The sequence below is a fragment of the Belnapia sp. genome, assembly GCF_059504005.1.
Genome location: NZ_JCACHU010000077.1, coordinates 123,759 through 139,749, shown reverse-complemented (window position 1 = coordinate 139,749; position 15,991 = coordinate 123,759). Strand labels below are relative to the sequence as shown.

Below are 15,991 nucleotides of genomic sequence, written 5' to 3'. Positions count from 1 at the left end.
TTACATCATCGCCGAAACGGTTGATCAGGCAAGGCGATTTGCCAACTGCGCCTTCATCATTCCTTTAGCCTCCGTTGCTGGGCCGGCACAGGACCTGCCTCTTCCCTGGTCCGATCCGGACTTGGTCGATGCCTGGCGCATGCCCCAGGCCGAGGAATTCGGCCTGCTTGGGGCCGCGAGCGTCGGCAGCCTGCCACAACCATCGCGTGCGGAGTCTTTTGCCGCTTAGGACGGGCCTCAGGCCAGCCGGAGCGCCACCATCGCCGCCACAGCCGCGGCGAGCGCCGGCACCACCAGCGCATCCTGCCCCATCCTTGCCTCAAGCCAGGCCCCCGCTGCCGCCCCGGCCACCAGCGCCGCCCAGGCCGCCACCTGCACCAGCCAGGCCCCATGCGGACCTACCCTGACCAGCGCCGCCACCAGCGCATCGGCAAAGCGCGTCAGCGCGCCGGTGACGAAGGTGATGCCGCCCACCCCCGGCAGGGCGAGGTTCAGCGCCCCCATGGCCGGCACCACCGCGAAGGCCATCGGCGGCAGCCCGGCCCCGCCGAGCGAGGGCAGCCGCCAGCCGCAGCCGAGCAGCGCCGCCACCGCGGCCAGTACCGCCGCCGCCCGCCACCGCCCTGCGAGCCGCGCCAGCCCCGCTCCGGCCACGGCACCGAGGGCGAACAGCGCCACCACCGCCGCCAGCTCCGCCGCCCGGTCCGGGCGCCGCTCCGCCAGGGCGACGCCGAGGAGCGTGCTGGTCCCGCTCATGAAGCTGACGAAGAGTTCCTGAAGCCGCAGCCAGCCGATCGCATCCACGCAGCCGCCGACCGCCACCAGCGGCACCGCCAGCCAGGACCGCCGCAACCCATCCGCATCCGCCATGCCGCCGCTTTCCATCGTTAGGGTATTGCGTCCGAACGCCGTTCAGGCTTTTCCATGCGCCGCATCGCATGGACCGGGCGCAATGTCCGGTCCCGACCGGGAGGAACCGCCACCGATGAACCGCCGCCTGATCCTGGGCGCCGCCGCCCTCGCCACGCCTGCCGCCCTGGCCGCCCCGGCCCTCGCCCAGTCCGCTCCCGAGGTGAACTGGCGCATCTCCTCCGCCTTCCCGCGCAACCTCGACATCCTCTTCGGCACTGGCGAGACCATTGCGAAGCGGGTGGCGCAGCTCACCGACAACCGCTTCCGCATCCGCTTCTTCCCGGCCGGCGAGGTCGTGCCCGGCCCGCAGGTGCTGGATGCGGTGCAGTCCGGCTCGCTCGAGGGCGGGCATGCCCCGCTCTACTATTTCGCCGGCAAGGACCTGGCGCTGAATTTCTTCACCGGCGTGCCTTTCGGCCTGAACGCCCGGCAGAACCTCGCCTGGCTGCAATATGGCGGCGGCAATGCCCTCTGCGACGAGCTGCTCGCCGAGTTCAACTGCGTCGGCTTCCCCGCCGGCGACACCGGCGCCCAGATGGGCGGCTGGTTCCGCAACGAGGTGAAGACCCTCGCCGAGCTGAAGGGGCTGAAATTCCGCACCCCCGGCCTCAACGGCCAGCTCTTCTCCCGCCTCGGCGCGGTGCCGCAGGCCATCCCGCCGGCCGACATCTATCCCTCGCTGGAGCGCGGCGCGCTGGACGCGGTGGAGTTCGTCGGCCCGCATGACGATGAGAAGCTCGGCTTCGTCCGGGTCGCCCGCTACTACTACTATCCGGGCTTCTGGGAGGCCGGCGCGCATCTCCACCTCATCGTCAACCGCGATGCGATGGCGAAGCTGCCGGACAGCTACAAGGCCGCGCTCGAGGTCTCCTGCGGCGAGGCCAATGCCAACATGCTCGCCCAGTACGACCACCTGAACCCGCAGGCGCTGCGCCGCCTGGTCGCCGCCGGCGCCCAGCTCCGCCCCTGGCCGCGCGAGATCCTGCAGGCCGCCTGGAACGAGGCGAATGCGATGTACGATGAGCTCTCCGGCAAGAACGAGCGCTTCAAGAAGATCTGGACCGCCTACCGCGCCTACCGGCAGGAGGAGTACCAGTGGTTCCGCATTGCCGAGAGCAGCTTCGACAACTTCGCCTTCCCAGCGGCGGCGGCGCGCTGAGGGATCGAGGGGGACATCGTCCCCCTCGAGCTCCCCCGACCAAGGGCCGAAGGGCCCTCGGAACCCTCAACTTGGCACCGGCGTGCGTCAGGCCTCCGCCATGATGCGGCGATATTCCCGCTGGTCGGCCTGCAGGCGGCGGAAGACCGCATACTTGGCCTCGTGGTAGCGCCGCGTGGCCGGGTCGGGCCGAACCACCTCGCCCGCCCGGCTCATCGCGGCCATTGCCGCCGGCAGGTCCGGGTGCAGCCCGGCCGCCACCGCCCCCAGCATCGCCGCGCCGAGCAGCACCGCCTCCGGCTCCTCCGGCAGCACGATCCGGCAGATGGTGGCATCCGCATGCTCGCGGAGGAAGACCGGGTTCTTCGTCCCCCCGCCGCTGGCGAGCATGGTGTCGATGGCATAGCCCTCGGCATTCATCGCCTCGACGATGTGCCGCGTGCCATAGGCGACAGCCTGCACCGTGGCGAGGTAGAGCCGAGCTAGGTCATCGATCCCGGCCGATAGCGTCAGGCCCGAGATCATCCCCCGCATTCCCGCATCGGCCAGCGGCGAGCGGTTGCCGTGGAAATCCGGCAGCACATGCAGCCCCTCGGTCAAGAGCGCCGAGAAGGCGAGCGGCGCCGCCAGCGCCTCGATCCGGGCATTGAGCCGCGCGTAGACCGTCCCGCCCGCCTGCCGCGCCTCCTCCGCCAGGGCCGGATAGGCGGCGTGGGTGGTGATGACATGGTCGATCAGCGCGCCGGTCGCCGACTGCCCGCCTTCGTTCAGCCAGAGCCCCGGCTGCATGGCGGAGTAATAGGGGCCCCAGACCCCCGGCACGAAGCGCGGCTCGGCCGAGACGGCCATGTGGCAGCTCGATGTGCCGCCGATCAGCGCCAGGCGATGCCTGAGCGCCTCCGCATCCGGCGCCGCGCCGTCGAGCGCCGCGCCGATCGTCCCGAGCCCGCCGGCATGCGCATCGATTGCCGAGGCGCCGACCGCGATGCCGGCTGGCAACCCAAGCTCCGCCGCCGCCCCGGCCGCCAGTCCGCCGGGGATCGCCTGCCCGACGGGCAGGATCTCGGTCCCGATCCGCCGGAACCCCTCCTCCGCCAGCTCCCCAAGGCCGATGGCGCGGAAGAACGCCGCATCCCACCGCCCCTCGCGCCCCAGATAGGTCCATTTGCAGACCGTGGAGCAGAGCGAGCGCGCCGCATTGCCAGTCGCCCGCCAGGTGAGGAAGTCCGGCAGGTCGAGGAACAGCGCCGCCCGCCCCCAGGCCGCGGGCAGGTGCCGCTTCAGCCAGAGCAGCTTCGGCACCTGCATCTCGAGCGAGATCCGCCCGCCGACATAGCGTAGCACCTCGTGGCCGCCGGCATTGATGGCCTCCGCCTCCGCCGCCGCGCGATGGTCCATCCAGACGATGATGTCCTGCTCCGCCTCGCCCCCCGGGCTGACGGAGACCGGCGCCCCCGCCGCATCCAGCGCGACCAGCGAGCAGGTGGCATCGAAGCCGATGCCCCGCACCCGCCCCCTGTCGAGCCCCGCCATCGCCCCGCGCACCGCCGCGCAGACCGCGGCCCAGATATCGGCCGAGCTCTGCTGGGCGAAGTCCGGCCGGGGTTTCCAGAGCCGGATCGGCCGGCTCGCCTGGCCGAGCATCCGGCCCGCGCCGTCGAAGGCGCCGGCCCGCGCGCTGCCGGTGCCCACATCCACGCCGATGACGATGTCCTGCATGCCGGCCCCGTCCCCTTCCCTGCGCTCAGGATGCCTCGTCCAGCCGGATCCCGGCACGGCGCAGCGGCAGCGCCGCGGCGGGATCGGGGAGCGGGCTGGTCACAATGCGGTCAAAGGCCGCAAGGGGGGCGAAATGCGCTGGCTTCAGCCGCCCCAACTTGCTCGCATCCACCACCAGGATGGATTGCGCGGCGGCGGCCATGGCGGCCTGCTTCACCGGCACCTCGTTGAAATTGGTGCAGGTGACGCCCCCCGCCGCATCCACCCCACCCGCCGAGAGGAAGGCCTTGTTGATGCGGATGCGCCGGAGCCCCGCCAGCGCTTCGTCCGAGGCGAATGTCGCCGAGGCCGGATGGAACAGCCCCCCGAGCAGGATCAGCTGCGTCTGCGGCCGCCGGCTGAGCAGCGTGGCGATGTTGAGCGCATAGCAGAGAATGGTGAGGGAAATGCCCGGCCGCAGCGCCTCCGCCAGATGCGGCATGGTGGTGCCGCAATCGATGAAGAGGGTGTCGCCCTCCTCCACCAGCGCCGCCGCATGCCGCGCCGCCTGGCGCTTGGCGGCGAGGTGGCTGCCCTGCTCCCGCTCCAGCGCATATCCCGCGCCGGCGCCGAGCGGCACCACATGCCCGCCGAGCAGGCTGAGGCCGGGGCCGGACCGCGCCAGGTCCCGCCGCAAGGTCATGGAGGAGACGCCGAGTGCCGCCGCCGCGGCCTCCAGCCGCATCGGCCCGCCTTCCGCCACCATCGCCTGCAGCCGCGCCAGCCGGGCGCCCTGCCTTGCGCCCTCCGCCATCGCTCCTCCCGGATTGGTGTGCTTGACGCTCGGACAACCAATGTTGCAGATACCACAAAGGTTAGAATTCTAACAATCCCGAGGACGCCCGCCGCATGACCCAGGCCCCGATCGCGCTGGCCCCGCTGATCGACCACACCCTGCTGAAGCCGGAGGCGTCGGAGGCGGAGCTGCGCCGCTACTGCGCCGAGGCGCGCGAGCACGGCTTCGCCTCGGTCTGCGTGAACCCGGTGCACGTCCCGCTGGTCGCTGGGCTGCTGCGCGGCAGCGAGGTCCGCACCTGCTCGGTCGTCGCCTTCCCCCTCGGCGCCACCACCCCGGCCGACAAGGCAGCGGAGACGGCCAACGCCGTCCGCAACGGGGCGGACGAGATCGACATGGTCATCGCCATCGGCGCCCTGCGCGAGGGCCGGGCGGATGCGGTGCGCGAGGACATCGCCGCCGTCCGCGCCGCCTGCCCCGGCCGCGTGCTGAAGGTCATTATCGAGACCTGCCTGCTGGACGACGCGCAGAAGCGCCTCGCCTGCCGCCTCGCCGCCGAGGCGGGCGCCGATTTCGTCAAGACCTCGACCGGCTTCTCCACCGGCGGCGCGACCACGGCCGATGTGGCGCTGATGCGCGCGGTGGTGGGCGACGCGCTGGGGGTGAAGGCCTCCGGCGGGATACGGACCCGCGCGGCGGCGGAGGCGATGATTGCCGCCGGCGCCACGCGGATCGGGGCGAGTTCCGGCGTCGCGCTGATCACCGGCGCACCGGCCGGCAGCGGCTACTGACCATCAAGGGAGAGACACCAATGAACGGAATCGACAGGCGGAGCCTCGGCGCGCTGGCCGCGGGCGGGCTCATGGCGGCGGCGCTCGGGCGGCCGGCCTTCGCGCAGGGCGCGGCAGTGGATGCGAGCAAGGTCTCGAAGGACATCAGCGCAAAAGCCACCAAGAAGTACAGCATCGCCACCGTGGTGAAGGTGGACGGCATCGCCTGGTTCGACCGCATGCGCGTCGGCGTGAAGCAGTTCGGCGCCGACCAGGGCCATGACACCTGGATGGTCGGCCCAAGCGCCGCCGATGCCGCGGCGCAGGTGCAGCTGGTCGAGGGGCTGATCGCCCAGGGGGTGGATGCCATCTGCATCGTCCCCTTCTCGGTCGAGGCGGTGGAGCCGGTGCTGCGGAAGGCGCGGCGCCAGGGCATCGTCGTCATCTCGCACGAGGCCTCGGGGCTCGAGAACATCGACTACGACATCGAGGCCTTCGACAACCACGCCTATGGCGCCAAGCTGATGGAGGTGCTGGGGCGCGACATGGGCGGCGAGGGCAAGTATGTCGCCACCGTCGGCAGCCTCACCTCGCAGTCGCAGATGGAGTGGATCGACGGCGCCGTCGCCTACCAGAAGCAGCACTTCCCGAAGATGCAGGAGGCGACGCGCCGCATCGAGACCTATGACGACGCGACCACCGACTACAACAAGCTGAAGGAAGTCCTCACCGCCTATCCCGACCTGAAGGGCATCCTCGGCGCGCCGATGCCGACCTCGGCGGGCGCCGGGCGGCTGATCGCCGAGCGCAAGCTGGCAGGTAAGCTGTTCTTCTCCGGCACCGGCCTCGTCTCCGTCGCCGGGCAATACCTCCGCAACGGCGACATCAGCTACATCCAGTTCTGGGACCCGGCGACGGCCGGCTACGCCATGAACATCCTGGCCGTCATGGCGCTGGCGAAGAAGCCGGTGAAGGCCGGGCTCGACCTCGGCCTCGCCGGCTACAACAGCCTGCAGGCGCCGGATCCGAAGCGGCCGAACATCCTCGTCGGTCAGGGCTGGGTCGGCGTCACCAAGGACAACATGGCCCAGTACAACTTCTAGTCCGATGTCCGCCCCGCTCATCGAATTGCGCCATGTCGGCAAGAGCTTTGCCGCCGTGCGCGCGCTCGAGGATGTCTCGCTCTCGATCGGGCGGGGCGAGATCCATTGCCTGGCCGGGGAGAACGGCTCCGGCAAGTCGACCCTCATCAAGGTCATCTCGGGCGTCTGGCAGCCCGATCAGGGCGAGCTGCTGATCGACGGCGCGCGCATCGAGGGCATGACGCCGCGCGCCGCCATCGCCCATGGCGTGCAGGTGATCTACCAGGACTTCTCGCTCTTCGGGAACCTCTCGGTCGCCGAGAACCTGGCGCTCAGCAGCGAGCTGCAGGAGGGGCGGAAGCTCGTCTCCTGGCGGCGCGTGCGCGAGCTCGCACGGCGGGCGATCGAGCGGCTCGGCGTCGACCTGCCGCTGGATGCGCTGGTCGAGACGCTGCCGACCTCCGGCAAGCAGCTCGTCGCCATCGCCCGCGCGCTGATGTCGGACCCGCGCCTGCTCATCATGGACGAGCCGACCACGGCGCTCACCGGGCGTGAGGTCGCGGCGCTCTTTCGTGTGGTGCGCGACATCCAGTCGAGGGGCATCGCCGTGCTCTTCGTCAGCCACAAAATGCGCGAGATGCTGGAGATCAGCGAGCGTCTGACGGTCATCCGCAGCGGCCGCGTCGTCGCCGCCGGCCCCATCGCCGAATTCGACGAGGCCGCCATCACCCGCGCGATGACCGGCCAGGAGATCGCCGCCGAAGGCTACCGCTGGGAGCCGACGCCCGATGCGGCGCCGCTGCTGGAGGTCGAGGGGCTGACCGTCCCCGGCCAGATCGAGGACATTTCCCTCCGCGTCAGGCCTGGCGAGATCGTCGGCGTTTCCGGCCTGCTCGGCTCCGGGCGGACGGAGCTGGCGCTGGCCCTCTTCGGCATGCGGCCAGGCTATGCCGGCCGCATCCGCGTCGCCGGGCTGGAGGTACGGCTCGACAGCGTGCAACGCGCCATCGAGCACGGCATCGCCTACGTCCCGGAGGACCGGCTGACTGAAGGCCTCTTCCTCGCCCAGACCATCGACCGCAACATGCTGGCGACCTCCCTCCCTCGGCTGAGCCGCGGCGGCGTCGTCCAGCCCGGCCGCGCCGCCCGCGACGCCGCAGGCATGATCCGCGAGATGGCCATCGCCACCCCGACCGGCGACCGGCCCGTCACCCAGCTTTCGGGTGGCAACCAGCAGCGCGTGGTGATCGGCCGCTGGCTGCTCAACGACCCGCGCCTTCTGATCCTGAACGGCCCCACCGTCGGCGTCGATGTCGGGTCCAAATCCGGCATCCACCGCAAGATCCGCGAGCTGGCGCGGGCGCGGGGCCTCGGCGTGCTGATGATCTCCGACGACCTGCCGGAGCTGGTCGAGAATTGCAACCGCATCCTGGTGCTGCATCGCGGCCGCCTCGTCTCCGACACGCCGGTTGAGGCGACGAGCGAGACGGCGCTCGGCGAGCAGCTGGCGGCGCTGGCATGAACGGCATCGCCGCGGCCTTCCGCCGCCACCCGGAGCTGATGGTCGCCGCCGTCCTCGTCGTGACCGTCGTCACCATCGGCCTGGTCAACCCGGTCTTCTGGCAGCCTTCCAACATCTTCAGCCTGCTCCGCGCCAGCGTCATCACCGGCATCCTCGGCCTCGCCGTGCTGCTGGTGATGCTCTCGGGCGGCATCGACGTCTCCTTCCCCGCCTTCGCCATCGCCGCCATGTACCTGACGGTGAAGGCGATGATCGCCTGGGGGTTCGATGCCATCCTCCCGGCCTTCGCCATGGCGACCGGCATCGGCCTGCTGCTTGGCCTGGTGAACGCGGTCTTCGTCCACTACCTCCGGATGATCCCGCTGATCGTAACCCTCGGCACCGGCACGGCGGTGCGCGGCTTCATCCTCGGCGTGGTCGGCACCAGCCAGATCAACATCGACCAGATGCCGCCGAAGCTGATCGACTTCGGCCGCACCCAGCTCTTCAGCGTGACCCAGTCGGATGGCAGCCAGACAGGCCTCTCCGCCATGGTGCTGGTCTACGCCGTCATCGCCCTGCTGGTCCACCTGCTGCTGCGCTACACCATGGTCGGACGCGGCATCTACGCCCTCGGCGGCGGCGAGGAAGCAGCGCGCCGCGTCGGCTTCAACATCCGCCAGACCACCTTCCTGATCTACGGCCTCGCCGGCGCCATCGCCGGCTTCGCCGGGCTGCTGCATGGCGCGATGATCTGGACGGCCAACCCCCGCGACATGATGGGCCTCGAGCTCGACGTGATCGCGGCAGTGGTGCTCGGCGGCGCCAGCATCTTCGGCGGGCGGGGCTCGGTCATCGGCACCATCCTCGGCGGGCTGACGCTGGTCGTCATCACCAACAGCCTGATCATCCTCGGCATCGACACCACCTGGCAGCGCGTGGTGGTCGGGCTGATCGTCATCGCGGCGACGGCGGCGACCGCTTGGCGCGACCGCAAGCGCATCGCCTGAGGGAGGGGCCCGCCGCATGACCGCCATCGCCCAGCGCCTCCGCCGCATCGACACCAACCTGCTGCAGCTCGCCCTGCTGACGCTGCTGATCTTCGCGGCCATGGCGGCGCTGAACCCGGAGCGCTTCCTCCGCCCCTATGTCTTCGAGTCGATCACCTTCGTCGCGCCGGAGCTCGGGCTGCTGGCCATCGCCATGATGGTGGCGATGCTGACGGGCGGGATCGACCTCTCCGTCATCGGCATCGCCAACCTCTCCTGCATCCTGGCAGGCCTTTTCTTCCACGCCGTGGGCGCGCCGCGCGGGCCGGAGCTCGCCAACCTCGCCTGGCCGCTGGTCGCTGCGGGGATCGGCCTCGCCCTTTGCACGGGGCTGCTGGCGGGAGCGATCAACGGACTGCTCATTACCAAGCTGCGGGTGACGCCGATCCTCGCCACCATCGGCACCGGCCAGGTCTATACCGGCACCTGCCTCGTGCTGACCGGCGGGCCGGCGGTGGTCGGCTTCCCGAAGCTCTGGGGTCTGATCGGCAACGGCACCGCCTTCGGCATCGCGGTGCCGCTGATCGTCTTCTTCGTGGTGGCCGCACTCGTCTGGTTCATGCTGGCGCGCACCGCCTTCGGCATCAACCTGGCGCTGATCGGCACCAATGCGCGGGCCGCCGCCTTCGCTGGGCTACGGACGGGGCGCACCGTCTTCTTCTCCTATGTCCTGACCGGCGGGCTGGCGAGCATCGCCGGCATCCTGCTCTCCGGCCGGACCAATGCGGCGAAGTCCGACTACGGCGTCTCCTACCTGCTCCAGGCCGTGCTGATCGCCGTGCTCGCCGGCACCAACCCGGCCGGCGGCCGCGCCAGCGTGCCGGGGATCGTGCTGGCGCTGGCGGCGCTGATGCTGCTCTCCTCCGGCCTGCAGATCATGCGGTTCAGCAATTTCCTGGTGGACCTGATCTGGGGCGGCTTCCTGCTGCTCTCCATCGCCCTCGCCGCCTGGCGCAACCGGACCCGCTGAGCATGACCGCGACCATCCCCCTGCACGAGGCCCTGGCCGGCGAGGCGGAGCGGCGCATCCTCACCGCCGGCGAGCTTTCCGCCAGCCTCTTCCGCTTCCACACCGGCATCGCAGCGCTTCGCCTGCGCAATGCGCGGGGCGAGGTGATGGTGCTGCCCTGGATGGGCGGCATGATCTGGTCGGCGCGCTTCGACGGCGTACCGCTCGCCATGCAAAGCGGCTTCGACGCCCCGCGCCCGGCGCGGACCATCGCCGAGACCTATGGCTGCTTCGCCTTCCACAGCGGCCTCCTGCGCAACGGCGTGCCCGGCCCGGAGGACGACCACCCGGCCCATGGCGAATTCCCCTGCGCCGCCATGGACCGCGCCTGGCTCGAACTCGGCGAGGAGGAGGGCGAGCCCTTCCTGCGTACCGTCAGCCTCCGTGACCATGTCATGGGCTTCGGCCCGCACTACCTGGCCCAGCCCTCGGTCACACTCCGCCCCGGCGCCACGCTCTTCGAGATCGGCCTCGCCGTCCGCAACCTCTCCGGCAAGCCGATGGAGCTGATGTACATGGCGCACATCAACTTCGCCTTCGTCCCCGGCGGCCGATGCGTGCAGCCCGCGCCCTTCACGCCCGAGCGCACGGCGGTGCGCCGCGCCGTTCCCGCCCATGTGACGCCCAACCCCAACTACCTCGCCCTGATCGAGTCTCTCGCCGCCGACCCCTCCCGCATGGCGACGCTCGCCGAGCCCGCGCTCTACTACCCGGAGCAGGTCTTCTACCTCCACGGCCTCGGCACCGACGCCCGCGGCGAAACGCATCTGATGCTCGCCCGGCCGGAGGGCGACGGCTTCGGCATGTCCTACGCGCCCGCCGCTTTCCCGCAGACCGTCCGCTGGATCCTCAACGACCCGGACCAGGAGGTCGCCGCCTTCGCCCTTCCCTCCACCTGCCAGCCCGAGGGCTACGCGGCGGAGAAGCGCAAGGGCCATGTGCGGATGCTGGCGCCGGGCGAGGAGGCGCGCTTCTCGGTCCGGACCGGCTATCTGGACCGCGCCGCGACGGCGCGGATGGACAGCCTCATCGCATCCCTGCCCCAGGAGTAGGCCATGAACTCCCGCATCGGCGTGGTCGGCAGCAACATGGTCGACCTGGTGACCTACACGGCGCGCATGCCGGCGGCCGGCGAGACGCTCGAAGCCCAGTCCTTCGCCATGGGCCATGGCGGCAAGGGCGCCAACCAGGCCGTCGCCGCGGCCAAGCTCGGCGCCGAGGTGCTGCTGGTCAGCCGCGTCGGCGACGACCTCTTCGGCGGCAACACCATCCGCAACTTCCAGGAGCTCGGCATCGACACGCGCCATGTCCGCGCCGTGCCGGGTACGCCGAGCGGCGTCGCGCCGATCTTCGTCGATCCCTCAGGCGAGAACCGCATCCTCATCGTCAAGGGCGCCAATGACCGGCTGCTGCCGGCCGATGTCGATGCCGCCGCCGAGGACCTCCGCGGCTGCGGCCTGATCCTGCTCCAGCTCGAGATCCCGCTGGAGACGATCTACCACGTCATCGACTGGGCGGCTCGCGAGGGCATCGAGGTGCTGCTCAACCCCGCCCCGGCGACGCCCGGCCTCGCCCTCGATCGCATCCTGCCCGCCACCTTCCTCATCCCCAACCAGACCGAGCTCGCCATCCTCACCGGCCAGCCGACCGGCACCCGCGCTGAGGCCGAAGCCGCCGCCCGCGGTCTCGTCGCGCGCGGTCTGAAGGCGGTGATCGTCACCCTCGGCGGCGACGGCGCCCTCCTGGTCCGCCGCGAGGGCACGGTCCATGTCCCCGCCGTCCCGGTGACGCCCGCCGATACCACCGGCGCCGGCGACGCCTTCATCGGCGCCTTCGCCCAGGCCTATGTCGCCAGCCGCGACATCGAGGCGGCGATGCGCCAGGGCGCCCGCTACGCCGCCGATTCCATCACCCGCCCCGGCACGCAGAAGGCCTTCGCCGATGCCGCCGGCTTCGCCGAATTCTGCCGGCGGCTTGACACGCCCTGAGGCCCGATCAAGGCCGGTGCGCCCCATGTCCGTGCTGGCCATGGCCGCCCATGGCCCCGTAGCCGCGCAACTCCCCGTAGCGGCGGAGCTGGTCCGGGGTGAGCACCTCCATCATGGTAAGGTGGTAGCGGAGATGCGCAGCGCGCAGCTGCCCCTGCGTCACGCCGACCGCGACCGTCGCCGCCTCCAGGCTGGCGGGCTGCACTGTCCGGCTGGCGAAGAGGCGCTCGAGCTCCGTCTCCTCGCGGATCAGCCGCTCGCCGAGCGGCACGGCCTCCGCCTTCATGGCCGCGAACAGGGCCTCGGTGCGCGCCCGCTGTCCGGGCGTCAGGGCCAGCGCCTCGGCCTGCTCGAGGACATGCAGGGGGCCGGGATAGCCATTCAGCTCGGCCGGCAGCGCCAGGCCCATGCCACGCCCGGCCTGCAGGTCCGAGATCTGCTGCTCCGAGAGCGCCTTGACCGGCCGGGCCTGCAACCCGGCATAAGGCTGGTGCGCGGTCTGGGCGACGGCCGGGCCGGCGAGAAGGAGCGCGAGGCCCGCAGCGAGACGCATCATGGCTGAACTCCGGACTGAGGCCGCGATCCTCGGCGGGATCCGCCTGCCGGATCAAGCGTGGGAGGCGGCATCGAGCCAAGCGAGCAGCGCCTCCCGGTAGACCGGCAGGCTCTTGTACCGCCCCATCTCCTCCGGCAGCGCCCGGATCGCCCCGGCCAGCCGCGCCGCGACGCCCGGCAGCGCCGTCACCCGCGTCAGCGGGTAGCTGTGGACGCGGATGGTGAAGAGCACCGCGCCGCTCTCCGGAAGCCGCCGGAAGGTCTGCCGCTCCGTCCGCAGATGCAGCCGCTCCCCCGCATTCGCCGCGGTGAAGCCCGGGTCCCGCTCGCCCCGGTGCTTGCCCTCGAGCTGGAACAGCGCAGGGCTGTCCACCACGGACCAGTTCACCCGCATGGCGACGCGCCCCGGCTTGATCTGCGCCATGAAGCGGTCGACCGGCGCCCCCAGCCGCTCGCCATAGAAGGGCACCGCCGCATGCACCGCCATCAGCGGCCGGCCGATCTTCTCGGTGAGGCGCCAGCGCGTCGGCGCGCAGACCACGCCGGCCTCCAGCACCGGCCCGCCCTCGGCCGGGCGGATGATGCAGAGATCCTCCTGCACGAGCTGCGCCGCCAGCTCCAGCGGGTCGCAGCCCGGCGCATCGAGGTCCCACGCCTCCCCCGTCAGCCCGTTCCGGAGCCGCCCGCCCTCCCGCCGGAACCAGGCGGGGAAGCGGGACGGCAGATGCGCCGCCAGCATCCCGAGCACCTCCGCCCGCGCGGCCTCGGAGCCCGGCCGGGCCGCGAAGACATCCGCCGGCCGCGCCGCCAGCAGCTCCCGCCGCTCCGCCATCTCGGCCGGGTAGCGCTCGTCGATCTCGATCCAGTCGGCCTCGGGGCAGGCGACCAGCCCCATCGCCATGCGGAAGGGCCCATCCTCGAAGGGCAGGTAGACCACTTCCCCCGGCAGCTCAGCCCCGTCCATGCCTCAACCTCCGGCGAGCCCATGCCCTTCGCAACTATCGCCCGCCCGCCTCGCCCGGTATAGGCGCCGCTTCCTTCCCGGAGCGCTCATCGCCCATGGACCTCGCTGCGATCCTCTCCGCCCTCGCCATGGGCGTGCTGGAGGGGCTGACCGAATTCCTCCCCATTTCCTCCACCGGCCATCTGATCCTGCTCGGCTCGCTGATCGGCTTCGAGGGCCCGCCCGGCAAGGTCTTCGAGATCGGCATTCAGCTCGGCGCCATCTGCGCGGTGATCTGGATCTACCGCGACCTGCTGCTGCGCCTCGTCGCCGGGTTCTGGCGGCCGGGGCGCGAGCGCTTCTACGTGATCAACCTGGTCCTCGCCTTCGTCCCCGCCGCCATCATCGGCGCGACGCTGCACAAGACGATCACCGAGAGCCTGTTCAACCCCTGGGTCGTCTCCGTGGCGCTGATCCTGGGCGGCGTCGCCATCATCCTGATCGAGCGCGCCCGGCCCTCGCCCAGCATCCATTCCGTGCCGGAGATCGGGCCGGTCTCCGCCCTGCTGGTCGGCTTCGGCCAGGCGCTGGCGATGGTCCCCGGCACCTCGCGCTCCGGCGCCACCATCATCACTGCCCTGCTGCTCGGGGTCGACCGCAAGGTGGCGGCCGAGTTCAGCTTCGTCCTCGCCATCCCGACCATGCTGGCGGCCAGCGCCTACAGCCTGCTGAAGGTCCGGCACGAGATCTCGGCCGATGGGCTCGGTCAGGTCGGCATCGGCTTCGTGACGGCCTTCGTCGTCGCGCTGCTGACCGTGCGCTGGGTGCTGTCCGTCATCGGCCGCATCGGCTTCACGCCCTTCGGCTGGTACCGCATCGCCCTCGGCACGCTGATGCTGGCTTGGCTGGCGCTACATTAGCGCCCGCTGCCGGCGGCAGGCTGCGCCGGCGCCGGCGCCGGGGCACCCGTGCCGCCCGCCGCCTGCATCACCTGCTGCCGCAGCCCGGCGATGATCTGCACCGCTTTCTCCGCAGCCTGCATGCTGCCCTCGCCGCCGCTGCGCTGCGCCGTGATCATGCTGGAGAGCGTCTCCCGCAGCTCGCGGTCGGCGTTGCGGTAGGCCTCGTTCCCGGCGAAGCTCGTCGGCACGCGCTGCACGCTGTCCTGCGCCGACCGCGCCACCTGCATCAGCTCGATCCGCTCGCCGGAGATGGCCCCGCCCTGGTGGTTGACCGGCGCGCGGGACGCCGCCTGCTCCGCCCGGCGCAGCCGGCTTTCGGCATCCTCGAGCAGCCGTGCATAGGAGGGGAGGTCGGGCGCCGCCGCCGCCCCGGGCGCCACCGTCTGGCCCGCAGGCTGCCCCCAGGCCCCGGGCACCGCCCCGCCCAGCATCGCCGCCACCAGCAGAATTCTCACCCGCATGCCCGCCTCCTCGCTCTCGCCGGGGCGAACGCGAGGCGCGGCGAGGCAGTTGCCGGGCGTCTGGTCGCGTGATCCACGCCCCCGGCCGTGCCGGCCTGCGGCGATCGCGCTACTCGCCGACCACGCTCCCCGGCTCGCAATTGCCGCCGCAGACGAGCACCCCGACGCGCGCCCCCGCCGGCGCCGCCCAGGCGCCGCAGAGCAGTGCCGCCAGCGCCGTCGCCCCGCCGGGCTCCGCCACCACCCGTGCCGCCTCCCAGAGCAGCCGCTGCGCCCGGCGGATCGCCCCGTCCGGCACCAGCACCGCCGCCGCCACCGCCTGCTGCGCCAGCGGGAACATCAGCGCCCCCACCTGCCGCGCGCCGAGGCTGTCCGCCGCCGCCCCGCCGACCGGCGCCGGCACCGGCCGTCCCTCGCGCAGCGCCGTAGCCAGCGTCGGGCAGCCCTCCGGCTCTACGCTGACGAGGCGCGTCCCGCCCGCGCCGTGCCAGGCCGCCATCCCGCCGATCAGCCCGCCGCCGCCGGTCGCCACCAGCACATGGCTGAGCCCCGGCGCATCCTCCTCGAACTCCAGCGCGACGGTCCCCTGCCCCTCCAGCACCTCCCGCTGGTCATAGGCATGGACCGGCAGCGCCCCGGTTTCCGCCGCCCGGGCCTCACTCGCCTGGCGGGCCGCGTCATAGGCCGCGCCGCCGACCACCAGCCGCGCGCCATAGCCCTCGATCCGCGCCCGCTTCGCCGCCCCGGTGATCTCCGGGACGAAGATTTCCGCCGGGACGCCGAGCGCCCGCGCCGCATAGGCGACGGCCGCCCCGTGGTTGCCGCCCGAGGCCGCCACCACCCCGGCCGGCGGCACCGTCCCGGCCAGCAGCGTGTTGAAGGCCCCCCGCGGCTTGAAGCTGCCGCTCGCCTGCAGCAGTTCCAGCTTCAGCACCACGTCATGCGCCAGGCCGAGATCGGCACCGGCCAGCCGCAGCAGCGGCGTCCGCCGGATATGGGGGGCGATGCGCCGGGCTGCCGCGCGGATCGCGTCCTGGCCGATGGGAGATGTCTCGATCATGATGCGCCATCGGTGGCACGACCGATGATGCGGTGCAACCGATGGT

The 15,991-nt window shown here is 71.7% G+C and carries 17 protein-coding genes; 10 read left to right on the top strand and 7 right to left on the bottom strand.

From position 1 onward, the window contains the following. A partial coding sequence (locus AC5JJ1_RS11915) for a hypothetical protein (protein ID WP_495785344.1) occupies window positions 1-229 on the top strand: 229 nt, incomplete at its 5' end. Between the two features lie 8 nt (window positions 230-237). On the opposite strand, the gene AC5JJ1_RS11910 is transcribed toward AC5JJ1_RS11915, so the two are convergent. Continuing rightward, window positions 238-885: a DUF1275 family protein gene (locus AC5JJ1_RS11910; protein ID WP_495785343.1), complete on the bottom strand. Its 648-nt coding sequence runs from the start codon at window positions 883-885 to the stop codon at window positions 238-240. A gap of 100 nt (window positions 886-985) precedes the next feature. On the opposite strand from AC5JJ1_RS11910, the gene AC5JJ1_RS11905 reads away from it, so the two are divergent. After that, window positions 986-2,071, top strand: coding sequence for a TRAP transporter substrate-binding protein (locus tag AC5JJ1_RS11905; protein ID WP_495785342.1), 1,086 nt, complete (start codon window positions 986-988; stop codon window positions 2,069-2,071). Window positions 2,072-2,158: 87 nt separating this feature from the next. Here AC5JJ1_RS11905 and AC5JJ1_RS11900 read toward each other — a convergent pair whose 3' ends face one another. Together AC5JJ1_RS11900 and AC5JJ1_RS11895 are read right to left on the bottom strand one after the other, a co-directional pair. Next, the gene (locus tag AC5JJ1_RS11900) at window positions 2,159-3,790 is read right to left on the bottom strand and encodes an FGGY-family carbohydrate kinase (protein ID WP_495785341.1); all 1,632 of its coding nucleotides are present in this window, start codon (window positions 3,788-3,790) and stop codon (window positions 2,159-2,161) included. A 25-nt stretch (window positions 3,791-3,815) separates the two neighbouring features. Next, window positions 3,816-4,583: a DeoR/GlpR family DNA-binding transcription regulator gene (locus tag AC5JJ1_RS11895; protein WP_495785340.1), complete on the bottom strand. Its 768-nt coding sequence runs from the start codon at window positions 4,581-4,583 to the stop codon at window positions 3,816-3,818. Window positions 4,584-4,678: 95 nt separating this feature from the next. Here AC5JJ1_RS11895 and deoC point away from each other — a divergent pair, with 95 nt between their 5' ends. Genes deoC through rbsK form a run of 7 tightly spaced genes read left to right on the top strand, consistent with a single transcriptional unit; the run spans window position 4,679 to window position 11,964 of the window. Next, window positions 4,679-5,356, top strand: coding sequence for a deoxyribose-phosphate aldolase (gene deoC / locus AC5JJ1_RS11890; protein ID WP_495785339.1), 678 nt, complete (start codon window positions 4,679-4,681; stop codon window positions 5,354-5,356). A 20-nt stretch (window positions 5,357-5,376) separates the two neighbouring features. After that, complete coding sequence (locus AC5JJ1_RS11885) at window positions 5,377-6,438, top strand: autoinducer 2 ABC transporter substrate-binding protein (protein ID WP_495785338.1); 1,062 nt, start codon at window positions 5,377-5,379, stop codon at window positions 6,436-6,438. A 4-nt stretch (window positions 6,439-6,442) separates the two neighbouring features. Continuing rightward, entirely contained in the window at window positions 6,443-7,939 is a 1,497-nt protein-coding gene (locus tag AC5JJ1_RS11880; protein WP_495785337.1) for a sugar ABC transporter ATP-binding protein, read from the top strand. After that, entirely contained in the window at window positions 7,936-8,928 is a 993-nt protein-coding gene (locus AC5JJ1_RS11875; protein WP_495785336.1) for an ABC transporter permease, read from the top strand. Before AC5JJ1_RS11880 ends, AC5JJ1_RS11875 begins: the two co-directional genes overlap by 4 nt. Window positions 8,929-8,944: 16 nt before the next feature. Further along, complete coding sequence (locus AC5JJ1_RS11870) at window positions 8,945-9,937, top strand: ABC transporter permease (RefSeq protein WP_495785335.1); 993 nt, start codon at window positions 8,945-8,947, stop codon at window positions 9,935-9,937. A 2-nt stretch (window positions 9,938-9,939) separates the two neighbouring features. Further along, on the top strand, window positions 9,940-11,028 hold the full coding sequence (locus AC5JJ1_RS11865; RefSeq protein ID WP_495785334.1) for an aldose 1-epimerase family protein: 1,089 nt from the start codon (window positions 9,940-9,942) through the stop codon (window positions 11,026-11,028). Window positions 11,029-11,031: 3 nt separating this feature from the next. Beyond that, window positions 11,032-11,964 (top strand): ribokinase, encoded by a 933-nt coding sequence (gene rbsK, locus AC5JJ1_RS11860; RefSeq protein ID WP_495785333.1) that lies wholly within the window; start codon window positions 11,032-11,034, stop codon window positions 11,962-11,964. A 7-nt stretch (window positions 11,965-11,971) separates the two neighbouring features. Here the strand turns inward: rbsK and AC5JJ1_RS11855 are convergent, their stop codons facing one another. Next, window positions 11,972-12,520 carry a hypothetical protein gene (locus AC5JJ1_RS11855; RefSeq protein WP_495785332.1) on the bottom strand — a complete coding sequence of 183 codons (549 nt, stop codon included), beginning with the start codon at window positions 12,518-12,520 and terminating at the stop codon, window positions 11,972-11,974. A 51-nt stretch (window positions 12,521-12,571) separates the two neighbouring features. After that, window positions 12,572-13,483, bottom strand: a complete 912-nt coding sequence (locus AC5JJ1_RS11850) for a heme-dependent oxidative N-demethylase family protein (RefSeq protein ID WP_495785331.1) — start codon at window positions 13,481-13,483, stop codon at window positions 12,572-12,574. Between the two features lie 95 nt (window positions 13,484-13,578). Here AC5JJ1_RS11850 and AC5JJ1_RS11845 point away from each other — a divergent pair, with 95 nt between their 5' ends. Continuing rightward, complete coding sequence (locus tag AC5JJ1_RS11845) at window positions 13,579-14,382, top strand: undecaprenyl-diphosphate phosphatase (protein WP_495785330.1); 804 nt, start codon at window positions 13,579-13,581, stop codon at window positions 14,380-14,382. Here AC5JJ1_RS11845 and AC5JJ1_RS11840 read toward each other — a convergent pair. Then, entirely contained in the window at window positions 14,379-14,885 is a 507-nt protein-coding gene (locus tag AC5JJ1_RS11840; protein WP_495785329.1) for a hypothetical protein, read from the bottom strand. The genes AC5JJ1_RS11845 and AC5JJ1_RS11840 overlap by 4 nt on opposite strands. A 109-nt stretch (window positions 14,886-14,994) precedes the next feature. After that, complete coding sequence (locus AC5JJ1_RS11835; protein WP_495785328.1) at window positions 14,995-15,945, bottom strand: serine/threonine dehydratase; 951 nt, start codon at window positions 15,943-15,945, stop codon at window positions 14,995-14,997. Between the last annotated feature and the right edge of the window lie 46 nt (window positions 15,946-15,991).

What these genes read in the sequence shown, in the direction of transcription:
- AC5JJ1_RS11910 (WP_495785343.1), bottom strand. Translation starts at nt 885, where the DNA reads ATGGAAAGCGGCGGCATGGCGGATGCGGATGGGTTGCGGCGGTCCTGG.
- AC5JJ1_RS11905 (WP_495785342.1), top strand. Translation starts at nt 986, where the DNA reads ATGAACCGCCGCCTGATCCTGGGCGCCGCCGCCCTCGCCACGCCTGCC.
- AC5JJ1_RS11900 (WP_495785341.1), bottom strand. Translation starts at nt 3,790, where the DNA reads ATGCAGGACATCGTCATCGGCGTGGATGTGGGCACCGGCAGCGCGCGG.
- AC5JJ1_RS11895 (WP_495785340.1), bottom strand. Translation starts at nt 4,583, where the DNA reads ATGGCGGAGGGCGCAAGGCAGGGCGCCCGGCTGGCGCGGCTGCAGGCG.
- deoC (WP_495785339.1), top strand. Translation starts at nt 4,679, where the DNA reads ATGACCCAGGCCCCGATCGCGCTGGCCCCGCTGATCGACCACACCCTG.
- AC5JJ1_RS11885 (WP_495785338.1), top strand. Translation starts at nt 5,377, where the DNA reads ATGAACGGAATCGACAGGCGGAGCCTCGGCGCGCTGGCCGCGGGCGGG.
- AC5JJ1_RS11880 (WP_495785337.1), top strand. Translation starts at nt 6,443, where the DNA reads ATGTCCGCCCCGCTCATCGAATTGCGCCATGTCGGCAAGAGCTTTGCC.
- AC5JJ1_RS11875 (WP_495785336.1), top strand. Translation starts at nt 7,936, where the DNA reads ATGAACGGCATCGCCGCGGCCTTCCGCCGCCACCCGGAGCTGATGGTC.
- AC5JJ1_RS11870 (WP_495785335.1), top strand. Translation starts at nt 8,945, where the DNA reads ATGACCGCCATCGCCCAGCGCCTCCGCCGCATCGACACCAACCTGCTG.
- AC5JJ1_RS11865 (WP_495785334.1), top strand. Translation starts at nt 9,940, where the DNA reads ATGACCGCGACCATCCCCCTGCACGAGGCCCTGGCCGGCGAGGCGGAG.
- rbsK (WP_495785333.1), top strand. Translation starts at nt 11,032, where the DNA reads ATGAACTCCCGCATCGGCGTGGTCGGCAGCAACATGGTCGACCTGGTG.
- AC5JJ1_RS11855 (WP_495785332.1), bottom strand. Translation starts at nt 12,520, where the DNA reads ATGATGCGTCTCGCTGCGGGCCTCGCGCTCCTTCTCGCCGGCCCGGCC.
- AC5JJ1_RS11850 (WP_495785331.1), bottom strand. Translation starts at nt 13,483, where the DNA reads ATGGACGGGGCTGAGCTGCCGGGGGAAGTGGTCTACCTGCCCTTCGAG.
- AC5JJ1_RS11845 (WP_495785330.1), top strand. Translation starts at nt 13,579, where the DNA reads ATGGACCTCGCTGCGATCCTCTCCGCCCTCGCCATGGGCGTGCTGGAG.
- AC5JJ1_RS11840 (WP_495785329.1), bottom strand. Translation starts at nt 14,885, where the DNA reads ATGCGGGTGAGAATTCTGCTGGTGGCGGCGATGCTGGGCGGGGCGGTG.
- AC5JJ1_RS11835 (WP_495785328.1), bottom strand. Translation starts at nt 15,945, where the DNA reads ATGATCGAGACATCTCCCATCGGCCAGGACGCGATCCGCGCGGCAGCC.